At 60.9% G+C, this 16,379-nt stretch carries 15 protein-coding genes and 1 pseudogene; 11 read left to right on the forward strand and 5 right to left on the reverse strand.

Annotated elements, in window-relative coordinates:
* The first annotated feature begins 15 nt into the window (after positions 1-15).
* The 4 genes and pseudogenes from DK870_RS18110 (at position 16) to DK870_RS18125 (ending at position 4,047) form a co-directional block, all read left to right on the forward strand.
* Positions 16-648: a TetR/AcrR family transcriptional regulator gene (locus DK870_RS18110; protein WP_090369025.1), complete on the forward strand. Its 633-nt coding sequence runs from the start codon at positions 16-18 to the stop codon at positions 646-648.
* A gap of 189 nt (positions 649-837) precedes the next feature.
* Positions 838-1,896, forward strand: a complete 1,059-nt coding sequence (locus tag DK870_RS18115) for a diguanylate cyclase (RefSeq protein ID WP_161549320.1) — start codon at positions 838-840, stop codon at positions 1,894-1,896.
* A 266-nt stretch (positions 1,897-2,162) separates the two neighbouring features.
* Complete coding sequence (locus DK870_RS18120; protein WP_161549407.1) at positions 2,163-3,482, forward strand: PAS domain-containing methyl-accepting chemotaxis protein; 1,320 nt, start codon at positions 2,163-2,165, stop codon at positions 3,480-3,482.
* Between the two features lie 75 nt (positions 3,483-3,557).
* Positions 3,558-4,047, forward strand: a pseudogene (locus DK870_RS18125) (DUF1003 domain-containing protein).
* Here DK870_RS18125 and DK870_RS18130 read toward each other — a convergent pair.
* A complete protein-coding gene (locus DK870_RS18130; protein WP_161549321.1) occupies positions 4,044-4,928 on the reverse strand; it encodes a LysR family transcriptional regulator in 885 nt (294 codons plus the stop codon). The pseudogene DK870_RS18125 and the gene DK870_RS18130 sit on opposite strands and share 4 nt — an antisense overlap.
* Before the next feature lie 80 nt (positions 4,929-5,008).
* On the opposite strand from DK870_RS18130, the gene DK870_RS18135 reads away from it, so the two are divergent.
* Positions 5,009-5,716 carry a CTP synthase gene (locus tag DK870_RS18135; RefSeq protein ID WP_161549322.1) on the forward strand — a complete coding sequence of 236 codons (708 nt, stop codon included), beginning with the start codon at positions 5,009-5,011 and terminating at the stop codon, positions 5,714-5,716.
* Positions 5,713-6,036: an antibiotic biosynthesis monooxygenase gene (locus DK870_RS18140; RefSeq protein ID WP_161549323.1), complete on the forward strand. Its 324-nt coding sequence runs from the start codon at positions 5,713-5,715 to the stop codon at positions 6,034-6,036. Before DK870_RS18135 ends, DK870_RS18140 begins: the two co-directional genes overlap by 4 nt.
* Here DK870_RS18140 and DK870_RS18145 read toward each other — a convergent pair.
* Positions 6,033-6,356 (reverse strand): DUF2025 family protein, encoded by a 324-nt coding sequence (locus DK870_RS18145; protein WP_060757226.1) that lies wholly within the window; start codon positions 6,354-6,356, stop codon positions 6,033-6,035. The two genes, DK870_RS18140 and DK870_RS18145, sit on opposite strands and share 4 nt — an antisense overlap.
* A gap of 232 nt (positions 6,357-6,588) precedes the next feature.
* On the opposite strand from DK870_RS18145, the gene DK870_RS18150 reads away from it, so the two are divergent.
* The 3 genes from DK870_RS18150 (at position 6,589) to DK870_RS18160 (ending at position 9,523) form a co-directional block, all read left to right on the forward strand.
* Positions 6,589-7,740 (forward strand): glycerophosphodiester phosphodiesterase, encoded by a 1,152-nt coding sequence (locus DK870_RS18150; protein ID WP_161549324.1) that lies wholly within the window; start codon positions 6,589-6,591, stop codon positions 7,738-7,740.
* 122 nt (positions 7,741-7,862) lie between these two features.
* Positions 7,863-8,168 (forward strand): PepSY domain-containing protein, encoded by a 306-nt coding sequence (locus tag DK870_RS18155; protein WP_161549325.1) that lies wholly within the window; start codon positions 7,863-7,865, stop codon positions 8,166-8,168.
* 182 nt (positions 8,169-8,350) lie between these two features.
* Positions 8,351-9,523 carry a sensor histidine kinase KdpD gene (locus tag DK870_RS18160; RefSeq protein ID WP_161549326.1) on the forward strand — a complete coding sequence of 391 codons (1,173 nt, stop codon included), beginning with the start codon at positions 8,351-8,353 and terminating at the stop codon, positions 9,521-9,523.
* Here DK870_RS18160 and DK870_RS18165 read toward each other — a convergent pair whose 3' ends face one another.
* Positions 9,524-11,152: a methyl-accepting chemotaxis protein gene (locus DK870_RS18165; RefSeq protein ID WP_161549327.1), complete on the reverse strand. Its 1,629-nt coding sequence runs from the start codon at positions 11,150-11,152 to the stop codon at positions 9,524-9,526.
* Positions 11,153-11,415: 263 nt separating this feature from the next.
* Between DK870_RS18165 and DK870_RS18170 the strand changes: the two genes are divergently transcribed.
* Both DK870_RS18170 and DK870_RS18175 read left to right on the forward strand, forming a co-directional pair.
* Entirely contained in the window at positions 11,416-12,438 is a 1,023-nt protein-coding gene (locus DK870_RS18170; protein WP_161549328.1) for a transporter, read from the forward strand.
* Positions 12,439-12,765: 327 nt separating this feature from the next.
* Positions 12,766-14,382 carry an inorganic phosphate transporter gene (locus DK870_RS18175; protein WP_161549329.1) on the forward strand — a complete coding sequence of 539 codons (1,617 nt, stop codon included), beginning with the start codon at positions 12,766-12,768 and terminating at the stop codon, positions 14,380-14,382.
* 139 nt (positions 14,383-14,521) lie between these two features.
* Here the strand turns inward: DK870_RS18175 and DK870_RS18180 are convergent, their stop codons facing one another.
* Together DK870_RS18180 and DK870_RS18185 are read right to left on the reverse strand one after the other, a co-directional pair.
* Positions 14,522-15,496, reverse strand: coding sequence for a biotin-dependent carboxyltransferase family protein (locus DK870_RS18180; RefSeq protein ID WP_161549330.1), 975 nt, complete (start codon positions 15,494-15,496; stop codon positions 14,522-14,524).
* Complete coding sequence (locus DK870_RS18185) at positions 15,493-16,371, reverse strand: allophanate hydrolase subunit 1 (RefSeq protein WP_104994627.1); 879 nt, start codon at positions 16,369-16,371, stop codon at positions 15,493-15,495. Before DK870_RS18185 ends, DK870_RS18180 begins: the two co-directional genes overlap by 4 nt.
* Positions 16,372-16,379 lie beyond the last annotated feature (8 nt).

Below are 16,379 nucleotides of genomic sequence, written 5' to 3' on the forward strand. Positions count from 1 at the left end.
AGCCGAATGCTATCCATGACTGCGACTGCACCTCAACGCCTCACTGACCGCAAACGCGAAGCTATCGTAGTGGCGGCCATCGCCGAGTTCCGGGCAAATGGGTTCGAGGTCACCAGTATGGACAAGATCGCCGCCACCGCCGGTGTTTCCAAGCGCACGGTGTACAACCATTTCCCCAGCAAGGAAGAGTTGTTCGCAGAGATCCTCCACCAGCTCTGGGCCAGCACCGTCGCGCAACTGGATGTGATCTACACCAGCGACCGCCCGCTGCGCGAGCAATTGCGCGGGCTGCTGGAAGCGAAGATGAAGATGATGTCGGACACCAACTTTCTAGACCTGGCCCGCGTTGCCATCGCCGCCACCATCCATTCACCGGAACGTGCGCAAGACATGGTCAACCGTCTGAGCCAGCGCGAAGAAGGCTTTACCCAGTGGGTGCGAGCAGCGCGGGACGATGGCCGCCTGTCTTGCACCGACCCGGCCTTTGCCGCCCACCAGATCCAGAGCCTGCTCAAGGCCTTTGCCTTCTGGCCGCAGATCACCCTGGGCCAACCCACCCTCGACACCGCCGCCCAGGCCCATGTTATCGAGTCGGCAATCGACTTGTTCCTGGCGGGCTACGAAATACCTTCGGCCCACCTGCGCTGATACTTGCCCTGGAACGACACTTAAGGTCGCTTTTAATGTATTCGTACGCTTCTCGGCACAAATGGCCTGGAAGGACACTAATTATTCCCACACGAATCACTGACAATATTCACATCCCTAATCCGATCAGCGGTTTAAACCACTGACACTTGCTGCCGTATCTGCAAAAACAGAGCTGACCCAAGACCTATGGAAAACAAACGAGGCAAAGGGCTTTCATTTGCCAGGCGTATCTACAAGCCAAGGATTATCGGCCTGGGTATCGGCAGCATCAGCGTGATCGGAGCGTTGTCCCCCTTGTCGATGCCCGACTGGGTGTGGGCCTTGCTGTTGTTCAACGGGTATGCCTGGGCACATGTGGCCTACCTGCTTTCTACCCGCTCGCCTTTCCCCTATCAGGCCGAGCAACGCAACATGCTCTATGACTCCCTGTTTGGTGGCTTCTGGGCCGCGGCCATCCAATTCACACCACTGGCAACCGTGACCATTCTGTCGATGATGACCATGAACAACGTCGCGGCGGGCGGCAAGCGTTTGTTCCTGCGCGGGCTGGTGGCACAAGCGGGCGGAATCGGCATCGCGTGGTGGTGCTTTGGGATCACGTTCAATCCCAATGTCAGCCCCGTCCAGGTCTACACCTGCCTGCCGATGCTGACGCTCTACCCGATGGCCATCGGCATGGTCTGCTATCAACTGGCGATCAAACTGTCGGAGCACAAACGCACCCTCAGCGCCCTTAGCCGTATCGACAGCCTGACCGGCCTGCTCAACCACGGCTCGTGGAAAGACCTGCTGAACCTCAAGTTCCATAAGTGCCAGCAGCAACAAGGCCAGGCCACCATCGCATTGATCGATATCGACCACTTCAAGCAGATCAATGACACTCACGGCCATATCGTCGGCGATACCGTGCTGCGCCAACTGAGCCAACTATTGCGCCAGCACCTGCGGGAAAACGACTTCGCAGGGCGTTACGGCGGCGATGAATTCTGTGTGATTCTTCCGAAGATGCCCCTGCAGGAAGCGGTGCTCGTCATGGAGCGCATGCGTGAAACCTTCAGTAACTATCGCAACCCGCAGATCCCCGAGTTGCGCATCAGCCTGAGCATCGGCCTGGCGGACTTCCAACCGGTTTTCAGCGATGCCGTCATGTGGCTCAACGCCGCCGACCGTGCCCTCTATGTGGCCAAGAAAACCGGGCGCAACCGGGTCAAGGTCAGTGAATACGCGGTCGCCTGTTCCGCCTGAGTTGTCCTACAACTTCCCGTCTGAATCCTCTGTCGCAGCGCCAAAGCAATAGCATAATGCCGCCATTGGTCGGCTGCCCAATAATGGTCCTGCTCCAGGGGCGAACTTCTTGGCAAGCTGAACACTCTGAATCCGCTGTTCCACTCCCGCTGTCAGCACAAGGAAGCTGACAATGAGCACGTCAACCGTGAGGCCCCGCGCCCTACGGGGTCAGGCGCATATACATGGATGCCTTCTCCTACGCATGCTTGCCCGAGCCCCCCGACATGCTATTCAACGCCCATAAAAAAACCATCAATACCCTGCAGCACACCAACGCCCAGCAAGCCAGCCTGCTGGACGCCATCGAGCGCTCCATGGCGGTGATCGAATTCGACCTGCAAGGTCGCGTGCTGCGGGCCAACGACAACTTCCTCAAGACCATGAACTACCGCGCCGAGCAGATCCTGGGCCAGCCCCATCGGATGTTTTGCACCCCGGCGTTCGCCCGCAGCGCCGAGTACAACCAGTTGTGGACGCACCTGCGTAATGGCCAATTCCAGTCCGGCACCTTTGAGCGAGTCGCCGGCGATGGGCAGTCGGTGTGGCTGGAGGCCAGCTATAACCCGGTACGCGATGAGTCCGGCAGCGTGATCAAAGTGGTGAAGTACGCCATGGACGTCACCCCGCGCCTGCAGGCCGAAAGCGAAGCCAATGCCAAGCTGCAGGCCATCGACCGTGCCATGGCGATGATCGAGTTCAACCTCGACGGCACCATCATCACCGCCAATGCGAACTTCCTGCAGCGCATGGGCTACACCCTGGCGCAGATCCAGGGCAAGCATCACCGCCTGTTCTGTAAGCCGGAGTTGGCCAACAGCCCCGAATACAGTGCGTTCTGGAACCGTCTGAACCAGGGCGAACTGTTCAACGGCCAGTTCGAGCGCATCGATAAACACGGCCAGACCCTGTGGCTGGAGGCCAACTACAACCCGGTGTACGACGCCAGCGGACGCCTGTGCAAAGTGGTCAAGTTCGCCTCGGACGTGACCGCCCGGGTGCTGCAACATGCCGCCGATGCGCAAAGCGCTGCACAGGCTTACCACCTGTCCCTGAACACACAGGACATGGCGGAAAAAGGCGCTGAAGTGATTCAGAAAACCGCCACGGGCATGCGTGAAATTGCCGTGGACATTGATGCCTCTTCGCAACTGATCGCCAAGCTCGGCGAGCGTTCGCAGCAGATCACCGCCATCGTCAATACCATTCGTGGCATTGCCGACCAGACCAACCTGCTGGCCCTCAACGCCGCCATCGAGGCCGCACGGGCCGGCGAGCAAGGCCGTGGTTTTGCCGTGGTGGCCGATGAAGTGCGGCAATTGGCGGCACGCACCAGCGGCTCGACGACGGAGATCTCCGGCATGATTGCGATGATCCAGGAAGAAACCCGCCAAGCCATCGACAGCATGGGCACCACCCGTGATCGCGCAGCCCAAGGCGTGGAGTTGGCCAACCAGGCCGGCACGGTAATCCTGCAGATTCGCGAAGGCACCGGCGAGGCGGTGCAGGCGGTCAGTGCGTTTGCCAATGAGCGGGGCCACAGCTGACTCGTTCTTCATGTGCCTGGCCGGGGGCTCGGTTTATAGTGCTGACTGTGTTCACGCCAAGGATTCGCCCCCGCCATGACCCCAGACAAACCAGAAGCCGCGCCGGTCGACCACCTGCGCTTTCACCGAGGCCACGCTCACCTCGCGCCGACCTTCGGCAACGATACCTTTGCCCTCAAGGCGGAAGCCTTTGCACGCTTCTTTGGCACGCCGACCTTCCTCGGCGCGCAAACCGTAATCGTGGTGTTGTGGGTCGCGCTGAACATGAGCGGCGTCACGCACTTCGACGTGTACCCGTTTGTCAGCCTACGCCGCACCGCTGATCCTGCTGGCCCAGACACGCCAGGCGGCGCGAGACAAAGCCCAGTCCGACGCCGATGCGCAACACCGCGAAGCCCTGGCCATCGCCAATACCGAACGCCAGGCCCAGGCCGCGCAGACCACCAGGCAGCTGCTGGAACTACTGGAGCAAAACACCCGGCTGACGGAAATGACCAAGCAACTGACCGAGCGTATCGAAACCCTGACGTGCGAAATGCATGAGCAGTTTGTGCGAAAAACCTAACGCCGCGGCCAGCGTACATGCCGTCCCAGCTCATCGAACAACGTCACCACCGAGCGCAGCGCCCGACAATCCGGGCGCGTCAGCAGCCATAGCGCGGTGTCACGCCCCTCCAATGCAGGGCTCAGGGGTTGCAGGCCATCGCCCAACAGAAAGTCCGGCAGCGCTGCAACGCCCAATCCCGTGCGCACCAGTTCGGTCACCGACAACATACTGTTGCAGCGGTAGCTGGGGCGTACGCCCGGCAAATACTCGCGGCGCCAGGTCACCGTGGGGTGATCCGGCAGAAAATCATCCGGTGCGATCCAGGCCAGGTCGGCCAACTCACGCCCCGCGTGCCGGCGCGCATACTCGGCGCTGGCACACACCTGATAGCGGACGGTGCCCAGGCAGCGCCCCACCAGATGCTCCGGCGGCGTCCTGGTCAGGCGTAGGGCGATATCCGCATCACGCCGACTGAGGTTGGCGAAATCATTGGAGGTGCTCAACTCCAGGGTCAGCGCCGGGTATTCGGGCATGAACTGCGCCAGGGCCGGCAACAGCAAGCCTTGCAACACCGAATCGGTACAGGTCAGGCGCACCGTGCCGCTGATCACTTCACCGCCCTGCTCCACGCCGATACGCGCCGCCTCCAGGGCCTGCTCGGCACGTTCGGCCTGTTGCGCAAGATGGCTTGCCAGGCTGGTAGGCAAATAACCGCTGCGGCTTTTTTCAAACAATGTCTGGCCCAAGGCGGCTTCCAGCCGTCGCACGGCGCGGAACACCGTGGACACATCCACCCGCAGCAATGTCGCCGCCCGCGCCAGAGTGCCACCGCGTACCAGCGCGAGAATCAGTGACAGGTCGGGATAGTCGATCGAATAGTGCGTCGCTGCATTGAGCATGTGGGCAAACGCCAATATTGATTGCGTGAACGCCAATCTATAGTGCGCCCCAGGACACCACAAGCCATAGGCCGTACCCGATGAAACTCAGCGCTCTGCACCTCGCCCTGATCGGCGACTACAACCCCGACGTGATTGCCCACCAGGCCATTCCGATCGCCTTGCAACAAGCGGCCGACGCCTTGAAACTCAAGATTGACGTGCAGTGGCTCGATACCGACACCCTCACACCGCACACAGCCCTGCACCGCTTCGATGGCTTCTGGTGCGTGCCCGCCAGCCCCTATCGCGACGCCGACGGCGCACTGCGGGCGATTCGATTTGCCCGCGAGCAAAAGCGCCCTTTCCTCGGCACTTGCGGCGGCTTTCAACACGCCGTGCTGGAATATGCGCGCCATGTGCTGGGCTGGGCGGATGCCGAACATGGCGAACTGGCGCCCGATGCCAAGCGCGCCGTGATCGCCCCCCTGAGCTGCGCCCTGGTAGAGGCGACCGACAGCGTGCGCCTGACGCCTTACACCCGCATTGCCGAGGCCTACGGCGCCCTGGATATCGATGAAGGCTATCGCTGCCGCTATGGCATCAACCCCGAGTTCGCCAACGCGCTGCTTGAAGGCGACCTGATTGCCAGCGGCCATGACTCGGCAGGCGATCTGCGCGCCGTGGAGCTGCTGGACCATCCGTTTTTCGTCGCCACCCTGTTCCAGCCGGAGCGGGCAGCCCTCAAAGGCACCCCACCGCCACTGGCGACAGCGTTGCTGCAAGCTTGCCAAGGAGCGTCGCGATGATCGCCACTACCCCGTCCCCGCCCTACTACGCGGTTATTTTCAGCTCCCTGCGCACCGAGGGTGATCAAGGCTACGGCCAGGCCGCTGCACGCATGCTGGAACTGGCACGTGAACAACCCGGGTTCCTCGGCGTGGAATCGGCACGCGAAGACGACCTGGGCATCACCGTGTCCTACTGGAGCAGCGAGGCGGCCATCCTGGCCTGGAAGCAGCAGGCAGAACATTGTGCGGTGCGCGAACAAGGCCGCGCCACCTGGTACTCGGCGTTTCAAACGCGGGTGTGCAAGGTGGAGCGGGCCTACGGTTTTGCGCGCAATTAACTGACCAGACTGCGCAAGGCACTGATCGGCGGGATTTCCACCCGGCGCATATACACACGCAACGGCTCGGTGATGTTGAGGCGGTCATCGATATTTTGATCCAGCAGCAACTGAATGCGCTCGCGGGACAAGGTCATGGTGTGGTCGACCGCGGGCAACCAGACAAATTCGGCCGTCGGGATGATGCCGTCATCGGCCACGTCCATGCCAAAGGCATCTTCGCTGAAACGCACGATGTACTGGCCGCTTTTACGGTTAAGGCCGACAAAACCGTGGAGTTGGTCGGCGGCCTGGCAGATAAGCTCGGAGGTGATGCGCATGGTAAACCTCACTGAAAAGTCCCACTGGGACTGGAAAGATGGTTTACACGCGTGGCACAAAAATTCGGCCCTCTGACGGGGCAGCTTGGGGCAAGAGTACTGCAAGACTGCACAAAAAAACCCAAAAATCGGCCCGTGCGCACGTTAATGTCGGTTTGGTGATAGCGCCATTCGCAATCAATTGTTAAAAAGGACGCCTTCTCAAAGTTACCTCCACGAAAGGACTTCGCATATGCCTGTCACGTTTTCCAACGGCCCGGTGCCCACCACTATCGGCAGTGCCTTGATGCTCGCACTGATGCTCGGCCTTGGCCCCGCACAGGCAGCCGAACCGATCAGCCCGGCTGAATTGGCGACAAGCGAAGGCATTCCGTACCCGGCGGTCATCGCCCACCGTGGCGCTTCCTACGACGCTCCTGAGTCCACCGCCGCCGCCTACAAGGTGGCACGCGATTTGGGCGCCGACTACCTGGAAATGGACCTGCAGCGCAGCAAGGACGGTGTCCTGTTCGCCTTGCACGACAACAACCTGCAACGCACCACCGACGTAGCCAGCAAATTCCCGGAACGCAAAGATGCCCCGGCCAACGAATTCACCTGGGCCGAACTGCGCACCCTGGATGCCGGCAGCTGGTTCAACGCCGCCTACCCGGACCGCGCCCGTCCAGGGTTCGTGGGCCTGAAAATCCAGAGCCTGGATGACATCATCAAGATCGCCGAAGGCAACCCGCAGCACAAACCCGGCCTGTACATCGAGACCAAGGAGCCCAAGCAGTTCCCGGGCATCGAAGCCGACCTGAAAAACAAGCTGCTGGATAAAGGCTGGTTGAGCTCCGCCGGCTCCAAGCTGGGCAAGAGCAACACTGGCGTCGGCCAGGGTAAAGGCCGCGTGGTGTTGCAGACGTTTGAAAAAGACAGCTTGAAAGAGCTGCAAAAAGAAATGCCCAACACTCCGAAAATCTTGCTGCTGTGGGTCGGTGCCGGCAGCATCGAGCCAAAATCCACGCAGACATTCGCCGAGTCCGGCGAGCCGACCAAGGCCGCCTACTACGCCAAGCAAGAGCCGAAGGACGCCGCCGAGTTCGAAAAATGGGTCGACGACGCCAAGAGCCTCGGCGCCATCGGCACCGGCCCTTCGGCCGAGCTGACCCACCATGGCGACCAGAGCTACACCGACCTGGTCAAGCCTGAAATGAACAAGCTGACCCACGACAAGGGCCTGCTGGTGCATGTCTACACCGTGGACGAACCGGCGGACTTCAAGAAAGTCATGGACGCCGGGGTTGATGGCATCTTCACCAACCGCGCCGCTGAACTGTTGAAGTTCTACAATCGCTTCCCGTCGTCGAACGTGAAGCAGTTGCTGGCCGATCACGGTTATTAAAAAGCCATGGGCATGGCGGATTGAACGAACGGCGCAATGGCTTGAACTAATTAAGGGTGAATTAAGTTGCACTGGATAACCTGAGCCCACTTAAACAGCTCACCCGAAAAAGGAAACACACGATGAAAAGTCTGACCGCCCTGTTCGCCGCCGCCGCCCTGACCCTGACTGCCGGCCTGGCCCAAGCCGATGTGCGCCCGGACCAGATTCCCAGTTTGCTCAAATCCGGCCAGGTAATGGACTTCCAGAAGCTCAACGCCGCTGCCCTGGCCAAACACCCTGGCGCGACCATCACCGATACCGAGCTGGACCACAAAAACGGTGTGCTGGTGTATGAGGTGGACATCACCGATACCACCGGCAAGAAGTTTGAAATCAAGCTCGATGCCAAGACCGGCACCGTGCTGGAAGACAAGCAAGACACTTGAGTCGAACTTGAAAAAACCGCGTCACCTTCGGGTGACGCGGTTTTTTTATGGGCGTTTGAACGCCTGAAGCAGAGCCTGTTTGCTACCCTCGGATGAAATGACACCTACGGCGCGCAAGGTCGTAGAATCTCACTGTCTGGCCAGGGCATAACGCCCGACGCCCACAAGGTCGAGGCTGCCGCATGGAGCAAAGGATCGCCGACGTCGCCATGATTGGCCGAATCAATGCCGTGCCCGCGATGCTCAAGGTCATCTGCGATATGGCCGGCCTGCGCTTTGCCGCCGTATCCCGGGTGACCGACGATAACTGGACCGCGTGCGCCGTGCTTGATCAACTGAACTACGGCATCGGCGTGGGCGGCGAGTTGGACCTGACCACCACGATCTGCTACGACATTCACCGTTCACATGATTGCGTCGTGATCGACAAGGCCAGCGAAGATCCGATCTACCGCAACCACCACACCCCACGTATCTACGTGTTTGAAAGCTATATTGCCGTGCCGGTATTCCGTACCGACGGCAGTTTCTTCGGCACGATCTGCGCACTCGACCCCAAGCCCGCGCCCCTGCGTGACAGCCCCCTCCAATCGATCATGGAGGGGTTTGCCCGGGTGCTCTCGTTGCAAATCGAAGCCGAAGAAAACCGGCCACGAACTGAAACCGACTCGCAGGAAGAACGCGGCACCGCCGAGCTGCGCGAGCAACTCATCGGCGCACTGGGGCACGACCTGCGCAATCCGCTGTTTGCCGTCAACTTCGGTGCCGAGCGGCTGCTGCACAAACACCCCAACCCGACGACCGACCCACTGGTGCACCATATCCTCGCCAACGCGCAACGTGCGTCACAACGGGTCGAGGATGTATTGGACTTCACCCGTAGCCGAATGGGCAGTGGCATTGCCCTGCGCCTCACCGACTGCGTGGATTTGCAGGAGGCTCTAGGCCAGGTGGTGGCCGAGGTGCAAAGCGCGCACCCGCAGCGGCTGGTTCACGCCGACATCGGCGAACTGCACGGCGTGTACGGCGACCGCGAGCGCCTGGCGCAACTGCTCTGCAACCTGCTCGTCAACGCCCTCCATCACGGCAACCGGACCAGCCCGGTGTACGTCACGGCGAAGATCGAGCACGATCATTTGATAGTGGCGGTGAAAAACGCCGGTCAGATCAATGAGCAAGCATTACCGCGCCTGTTCCAGCCTTTCTCACGCCCGCTTCCCGGTACGTCCCAGACCGGCCTGGGCCTGGGGTTGTATATCGTCCAGCAGATTGCCGACGCCCATGGCGGTGAGCTGAACGTGACCACCCATGCACAGCACGGCACCCAATTCAGCTTCCACTTGCCCCTGCCCTGATCACGCGCCCAGGCGCGCCGTCACTTCATTCAACTGCGCAGACAAGCTTCGCAGGTTCTGGCTGGCCGCTTCAGTGCGCTGCACGTTGTCCATGTTTGCCGTGGCAACCGTGGTGATCTGGGTGATGTTGCATGAGATATCTTCGGCCACCGACGTCTGTTCTTCCGCCGCCGTGGCGATCTGACGATTCATGTCACGGATCGCTTCCACAGCCTGGGTGATATGAGTGAGCATCTCGCCAGCCTGGGTGACTTTCAACACGCTGTCGTCACTGCAGGACTGACCGCTGACAATCGCCTCGGCCGCATCCACCGCACCGGTTTGCACCGCCTCAATGATCTGGTTGATCTCGATGATCGACGCCGCCGTGCGTTGCGCCAGGCTGCGGACTTCATCGGCCACCACCGCAAAGCCACGCCCGGCCTCACCCGCCCGCGCCGCTTCAATGGCTGCGTTGAGCGCCAGCAGGTTGGTTTGTTCGGCAATGCCGCGGATCACTTCCAGGACCTTGCCGATACGCACACTGTCGGTTTCCAGGCGGCGGATGATGGTGCCGGTATTGAGGATTTCAGTGCGCATCTGGCCGATGGTGGCAATGGTCACTTGCATCACTTCGCCGCCTTCACGGGCCGACTGATCAGCCTCATCCGCCGCACGCGAAGCGCTGGCGGCGTGGCGGGCAACTTCCTGGGCGGTGGCGGACATTTCAGTCATGGCCGTGGCCACCTGGTCGGTGCGGTTGAATTGTTCATGAGTGCCGGTTGCCATTTGCCCGGCAATCGAATTCAACTCACCGCTGGCACTGACCAGATCGGTGGCGCTGCGCTGCAGGCGGCTGAAAGTTTCGGCCAGAAAGTCGCGCAGAGTATTGGCTGCCGCAGCCAAATGGCCCAACTCATCCTGACGGCGACTGGCGACGCGTTCGGCAAAGCGCCCATGGCTGAGTTGGGTGACGTAGTCGATCAAGCCACGAATCGGCAGAATCAAATTGCGGTTGATCAAGAACAGGCTGAACACACCGATGAGCACGCCCGACAGCAGCATGATCGCCAGGCCCAGCATCACCGTGCGCTCGGCATGGGCGCTGATGCTCAAGGATTGTTTCTGGCCTTGCTCACGCAGGTCGCTGACCAGCGCGCTCATTTGCTCACTGGCGGCGCGATCCACACCTTTGACAGCGTTGTCGCCGGCGGTCGGGTCGGCGCCCGCGGCCACATAGGCGTCACGCCCTTTTTCGTAAGCCAGACCCAATTGCTGATGTTCCTGACGCAGGGTCTCGATCCGTTTGCTCAAGGCCGGGTCTTCCCGGGTCTGGGCCACCAGCCGCGTGAGGATGCCTTGCACATCACGTTCGCGGTCCTGGAACTGGCCCCAATATTTGTTCATGTCCTGAGGCTGCTTGCCGCGCAACAACACGTTTTTCCATTCCTGCACCTGCACCTTGAATTGCAGGTTGGCTTCATCGATCAACTGTGAGGTGAGCAAGGGCCCCTCAATCAAGCTGCGATAACTCTGCACCCCATTGGAGAGGAAGTTGAAACAGGCCAGGGCGATCAACAACATCGCCAACAAGCTGCCACCAAGCAGCGACAGGATTTGTGCTCTCAAGGAGGTTCGCAAAACATTCATCGGGGTAACGCCTCGATACAAGGGAAATGGTGCATGCGCGCCGCAACGTCCCTGTCATCAAAGGCACCGCTGCTGCACAGGGTACTCATACGCTGGATCGGCTGTTCCAGACGCATATTGAGCCTAGCTGACCAGTGGTCAAAAAATTGTCTTCACGTACCGCCAGAACCTTGAAACGGTCACAAAATTGTCAAACATCCTTGCAATGATTCGCCCACGCGAACCTGTGAAACGTCCTACAGGCGCTTTCTCTGCGAGCCTCCATGAACCACAGCATCGACCACGGCCATCGGGATTCCGATCTGTTTGGCCTGCTTTACGGTTTTCGTTTTCGACCCGGCGAAAAAGGCGAGCAGATCGATTCGGCCACCGCGCTCAAGGCCTTGCAGGAACCGTCCGATCCAGACGAGTTTCTGTGGTTGCACTTGAACCTGGCCCACGCGGCCTGCCAGCGTTGGATGCAGGCGCATCTGGCATTGCCCGAGGAGTTTTTCGAGGCGCTGCACGAAGGCTCGCGCTCCACGCGTATCGAGCACGTCGACTCGGCGCTGCTGGCGGTAGTCAACGACGTGGTGTTCAACTTCAGCAGCATGGTTTCATCGGATATTTCCACGCTGTGGGTCTGCGCCCGCAGCCGTTTGCTGGTGAGCGCGCGCCTGCAACCGTTGCACTCGGTGGACAAACTGCGCTCGTCGGTCAAGGCCGGTGAACACTTCCGCTCCCCTCTGGAGTTGCTCGTGCATTTGTTGCGCGATCAAGGCGAAGTGCTGACACAGATCGTGCGCAAGACCAGCCTCAGCGTCGACCAGATCGAAGACCAGTTGCTGTCCTCGCGCTTGTCCACCAACCGTGCCGAGCTGGGGGCCGCGCGCCGCGTGCTGGTGCGACTGCAACGCCTGCTGGCCTTGGAGCCGGGGTCGCTGCTGCGCCTGCTCAATCGCCCGCCGCAATGGCTGCAAAAGGAAGACGTGAAGGAGTTGCGTAAATCCACCGAGGAGTTCGCGCTGATCATCAACGACCTTACGGCCCTGGGTGAACGCATCAAGCTGTTGCAGGAAGAGATCGCGGCCAACCTCAACGAACAAAGCAACCGCACGCTGTTTACCCTCACTGTGGTGACGGTGCTGGCGCTGCCGATCAACATCATTGCCGGCTTTTTTGGCATGAACGTGGGCGGCGTGCCGCTCTCCACCGACCCGGAGGGGTTCTGGATCCTGGTAGCACTGGTGGCGACGTTTACCCTGATTGCCGGGCGCTGGGCGTTCAGAAAGCGCAAAGACTATTGAGTGTGGGAGGGAGCAAGCCTAATGCCAGTCAGTTAAGCGATAGAGCGAAAGACGGATAACGTGTGGCGAGGGAGCTTGCTCCCGCTGGACTGCGTAGCAGGCCCATTTTTGGGGCCGCTTCGCGGCCCATCGGGAGCAAGCCCCCTCCCACAATGACCGCGTCAAGCCTTAACTGACTGGCATTAGGGCTTGCTACCTCCCACAGGATCAGGCGGTGTTTTGGGATCAGCGGTACGCTCAATGGCCGAAACACTGATTTGCGGCAGCATCTCTGTAACATTCAGCAATGATCATGAACGGCATCCTCCTCACACTGGATGCTCCGGCATGGCCACCCCTTCCCTGACTGCCTCCACCACCGCGTCACGCACAGACCCCAAACCCAGGCTGGACAAGAAACCCGGCCTGGTCACGGTGATCATTTTCTTCGCGGTACTGGCCATGGGCCTGTTATTCACCGCCTACAGCCTGATGCACGACATGCATGAACTGGGCACGGTGGTCACCACCTGGACGCCCTTCCTGCTGCTGGGTGTGGCGTTGTTGATCGCCCTGGGCTTCGAGTTCGTCAACGGCTTTCACGACACCGCCAACGCCGTCGCCACGGTGATCTACACCAATTCACTGCCGCCGCATTTTGCGGTGGTCTGGTCGGGCTTCTTCAACTTCCTCGGCGTGCTGCTCTCCAGCGGTGCGGTGGCGTTCGGCATCATTGCGTTATTGCCGGTCGAGTTGATTTTGCAGGTCGGTTCGTTGGCCGGCTTCGCGATGATCTTCGCCCTGCTGATCGCGGCGATCCTGTGGAACCTCGGCACCTGGTGGCTGGGGTTGCCGGCGTCGTCCTCCCATACCTTGATCGGTTCGATCATCGGCGTCGGCGTGGCCAATGCCCTGATGCACGGGCGTGACGGCACCAGCGGCGTGGATTGGAGCCAGGCGATCAAGATAGGTTACGCATTATTGTTGTCGCCGCTGATCGGCTTCGCTTTTGCCGCGATGCTGCTCCTGGCCCTGCGCGCCTTTGTGAAAAACCGCTCGCTGTACAAGGCACCGAAGGGCGACACCCCACCGCCTTGGTGGATTCGCGGCATGCTGATCGCCACCTGCACCGGGGTGTCCTTCGCCCACGGTTCCAACGACGGCCAGAAGGGTATGGGCTTGATCATGCTGATCCTGGTGGGCACGCTGCCGATGGCCTACGCGCTGAACCGCACCATGCCCGCCGAACAATCGCTGCAATTCGCGGCGGTGGCCGAGGTGACCCAGGCGGCACTGGTGAAAAGTGCGCCGCAGGTCTTGCCGGGTGATCCACGCCCAATCCTTTCGACCTACGTACGCACCAAGGAAGCCACGCCGGAGCTGGTACCCGCCCTCGCCGCCCTCGCCGGTCAGATCGGCGACGAAGTCAAAGGCTACGGCTCCCTGGCCAAAGTGCCTGCCGAAGCCGTCGGCAACGTGCGTAACGACATGTACCTGACCAGCGAAACCATTCGCTTGATGGACAAAGGCAAGGTCGGCAATTTCGACGCCGATACCCAGAACAAACTGAAGTTGTTCAAAGAGCAGATCGACAACTCCACGCGCTTTATTCCACTGTGGGTGAAGATCGCCGTGGCCATCGCCCTGGGGTTGGGCACCATGGTCGGTTGGAAGCGCATTGTGGTGACGGTGGGCGAGAAGATCGGCAAGACCCACCTGACGTACGCCCAAGGCGCCTCGGCCGAAATGGTCGCGATGCTGACCATCGGCGCGGCGGATATGTACGGTTTGCCGGTGTCGACCACCCATGTGCTGTCCTCCGGTGTGGCCGGGACCATGGTGGCCAATGGCGGTGGGTTGCAGATGCGCACTATCCGTAATCTGGTGATGGCGTGGGTGCTGACGTTGCCGGCGGCAATCCTGCTGTCAGGCAGCCTGTACTGGCTGTTCACCCAACTGTTCTGACACAACACAGGGCAAAAAATGTGGGAGGGGGCTTGCTCCCGATAGCGGTGGTACAGTCAGCAAATCATTGACTGACCCACCGCTATCGGGAGCAAGCCCCCTCCCACCAAGCCCCCTCCCACATAGTCCTCTGTGTTCTTCAGGTATTGAACAACCCACCCATTATTTTCAGGCGCTTTTTATAGACCCGCCGCGCCTCCAACGCCTCCTCCAAAGTCACCGCGATAAACCCCGCACGCTGGTTCGGTTGCATCTGCCCGATCAGATCCAGGTCGGCGCTGATCACCGTGCCGATCATCGCGTAGCCGCCACCCGATACCGCATCCCGATGCAGCACAATCGGCTCCAGCCCGGCCGGCACCTGGATCGAGCCAATCGGGTAGCAACTGTCGACGATATTGGACGGATCGGACCCGGCACCAAACGGTTGCTCCCTGGGTTGAAAGCTCAACGCACTGCCGCCCTTGAATCGGTAGCCGATACGGTCCGCCTCGGACCCGACTGTCCAGGGTTCGGCAAAGAAGCTGCTTTTCGCCGCGTCGGCCAGCCGCTCGTAATACAACCCCGGCACCACCCGTAACGTCACATCACCGCCGACCGACCGCCGCAGGGCCATCGGCAGACTATTGCCCGCCCGCCCCCGCCCACTGGCCTCGCCGATCGGCAGTTCATCGCCTTCCTGCAAACGTCGCCCCGCAAACCCACCGAGCCCGCCAAGGGTGTAGGTCGAGCGGCTGCCGAGCACCAGCGGCACATCAATGCCCCCGGCCACGGCCACATAAGTACGTGCGCCCGCCTTGGGAAACTCAAAGCGCAACACCTGCCCGGCACGGACCTGGAACGCAGTGTCCTGATGCACCACTTCGCCATCCAGGCGCGGCGACATCAGCGCGCCGCTGAGCGCCACCAGCGCGTCCTGTTGAAACTCAAGCTGCGGGCCGATCAACGTGCACTCCAGGCCCGCCGCACCGATCGGGTTGCCCACCAGGTGGTTGGCCGCACTCAACGCATACTGGTCCAGCGCACCCGACGGGGGGATGCCCAAGTGGTAATAACCTTCACGCCCCAGGTCCTGCACTGAGGTAGCCAGGCCGGGTTTGAGCACCTTGATCATGCCAGTGCCTCCTGCAGGGTTTTCGGGTAGCCGATGGGGTCGGTGAGAAAGGCGTCGAGGGAAAATTCCACTGGGCGAATGCGCAGGTCGAAACGGCCGGCCTCGACCTCGGCGACGGCCAGGTCGTAGGCCTCGCGGTCCAGGGGCTTGAACTGCACGATGTCACCCGGCCGGAAGAACACCATGTGCTCCTTGAGATAGGCCAACTGCTGCGCCGGGTCATAGATGGGGGCCGGGGTCACGCCGAACATCTGGTAACCGCCGGCACCGCGCACCGAGTAGATGCAGCCAAAGCATCCGCCATGGCCCAGGGTCAGCTTCGGCGTGTCGGTGCGTGGGCGCAGGTACTTGGGCACCTGCAATTGGCGCTCACGCTCGACCATCTGGAACATGAACGGCAACCCCGCGACAAACCCCACCATCGACACAAACCACGGGGCGCCACTGTGCGCGGCGATAAACGCGGCCACATCGGCCAGGCCATTGATGCGGGCGGCGTACTCCAGATCGGTGCTGCCGGGGTCTTGATGGCGGTCGCGAAAACGCATCAGGGTTTCATGGGTCCAGGGGTCGTTGTAGAGCACCGGGATTTCGATGATGCGCGTGTGCAAGGTGCGTTCGGCCACCGCCTGGGCTTCGGCGCTCTGCACCGCGTCAAGCAGCACATGGGGCGCGATGCGGTCAGGGTCGAAGCGGATCTGGAACGACGCATTGGCCAGGCACACATCCAGCACGCCTTCCAGGGCCAGGCGTTCAACGGCGCGGGTCACCGCCATGCCTTTGAAAAATGCCTGCAGGGACATGCTGTCGCTGACCTCGGCAAACAGGTGTTCATCACCGCCGAAGCTGTAGCGGATGGGGGACGTTTCAGCCATGTCTGTTC

The organism is Pseudomonas sp. Q1, from assembly GCF_009935975.1.
Classification (GTDB): domain Bacteria; phylum Pseudomonadota; class Gammaproteobacteria; order Pseudomonadales; family Pseudomonadaceae; genus Aquipseudomonas; species Aquipseudomonas palleroniana.

Bases quoted from the DNA above. Each gene is read 5' to 3' on its own strand.
- DK870_RS18150 (WP_161549324.1), top strand. From the start codon at position 6,589: ATGCCTGTCACGTTTTCCAACGGCCCGGTGCCCACCACTATCGGCAGT.
- DK870_RS18160 (WP_161549326.1), top strand. From the start codon at position 8,351: ATGGAGCAAAGGATCGCCGACGTCGCCATGATTGGCCGAATCAATGCC.
- DK870_RS18145 (WP_060757226.1), bottom strand. From the start codon at position 6,356: ATGCGCATCACCTCCGAGCTTATCTGCCAGGCCGCCGACCAACTCCAC.
- DK870_RS18115 (WP_161549320.1), top strand. From the start codon at position 838: ATGGAAAACAAACGAGGCAAAGGGCTTTCATTTGCCAGGCGTATCTAC.
- DK870_RS18185 (WP_104994627.1), bottom strand. From the start codon at position 16,371: ATGGCTGAAACGTCCCCCATCCGCTACAGCTTCGGCGGTGATGAACAC.
- DK870_RS18175 (WP_161549329.1), top strand. From the start codon at position 12,766: ATGGCCACCCCTTCCCTGACTGCCTCCACCACCGCGTCACGCACAGAC.
- DK870_RS18180 (WP_161549330.1), bottom strand. From the start codon at position 15,496: ATGATCAAGGTGCTCAAACCCGGCCTGGCTACCTCAGTGCAGGACCTG.
- DK870_RS18135 (WP_161549322.1), top strand. From the start codon at position 5,009: ATGAAACTCAGCGCTCTGCACCTCGCCCTGATCGGCGACTACAACCCC.
- DK870_RS18170 (WP_161549328.1), top strand. From the start codon at position 11,416: ATGAACCACAGCATCGACCACGGCCATCGGGATTCCGATCTGTTTGGC.
- DK870_RS18120 (WP_161549407.1), top strand. From the start codon at position 2,163: ATGCTATTCAACGCCCATAAAAAAACCATCAATACCCTGCAGCACACC.
- DK870_RS18130 (WP_161549321.1), bottom strand. From the start codon at position 4,928: ATGCTCAATGCAGCGACGCACTATTCGATCGACTATCCCGACCTGTCA.
- DK870_RS18110 (WP_090369025.1), top strand. From the start codon at position 16: ATGACTGCGACTGCACCTCAACGCCTCACTGACCGCAAACGCGAAGCT.
- DK870_RS18140 (WP_161549323.1), top strand. From the start codon at position 5,713: ATGATCGCCACTACCCCGTCCCCGCCCTACTACGCGGTTATTTTCAGC.
- DK870_RS18155 (WP_161549325.1), top strand. From the start codon at position 7,863: ATGAAAAGTCTGACCGCCCTGTTCGCCGCCGCCGCCCTGACCCTGACT.
- DK870_RS18165 (WP_161549327.1), bottom strand. From the start codon at position 11,152: ATGAATGTTTTGCGAACCTCCTTGAGAGCACAAATCCTGTCGCTGCTT.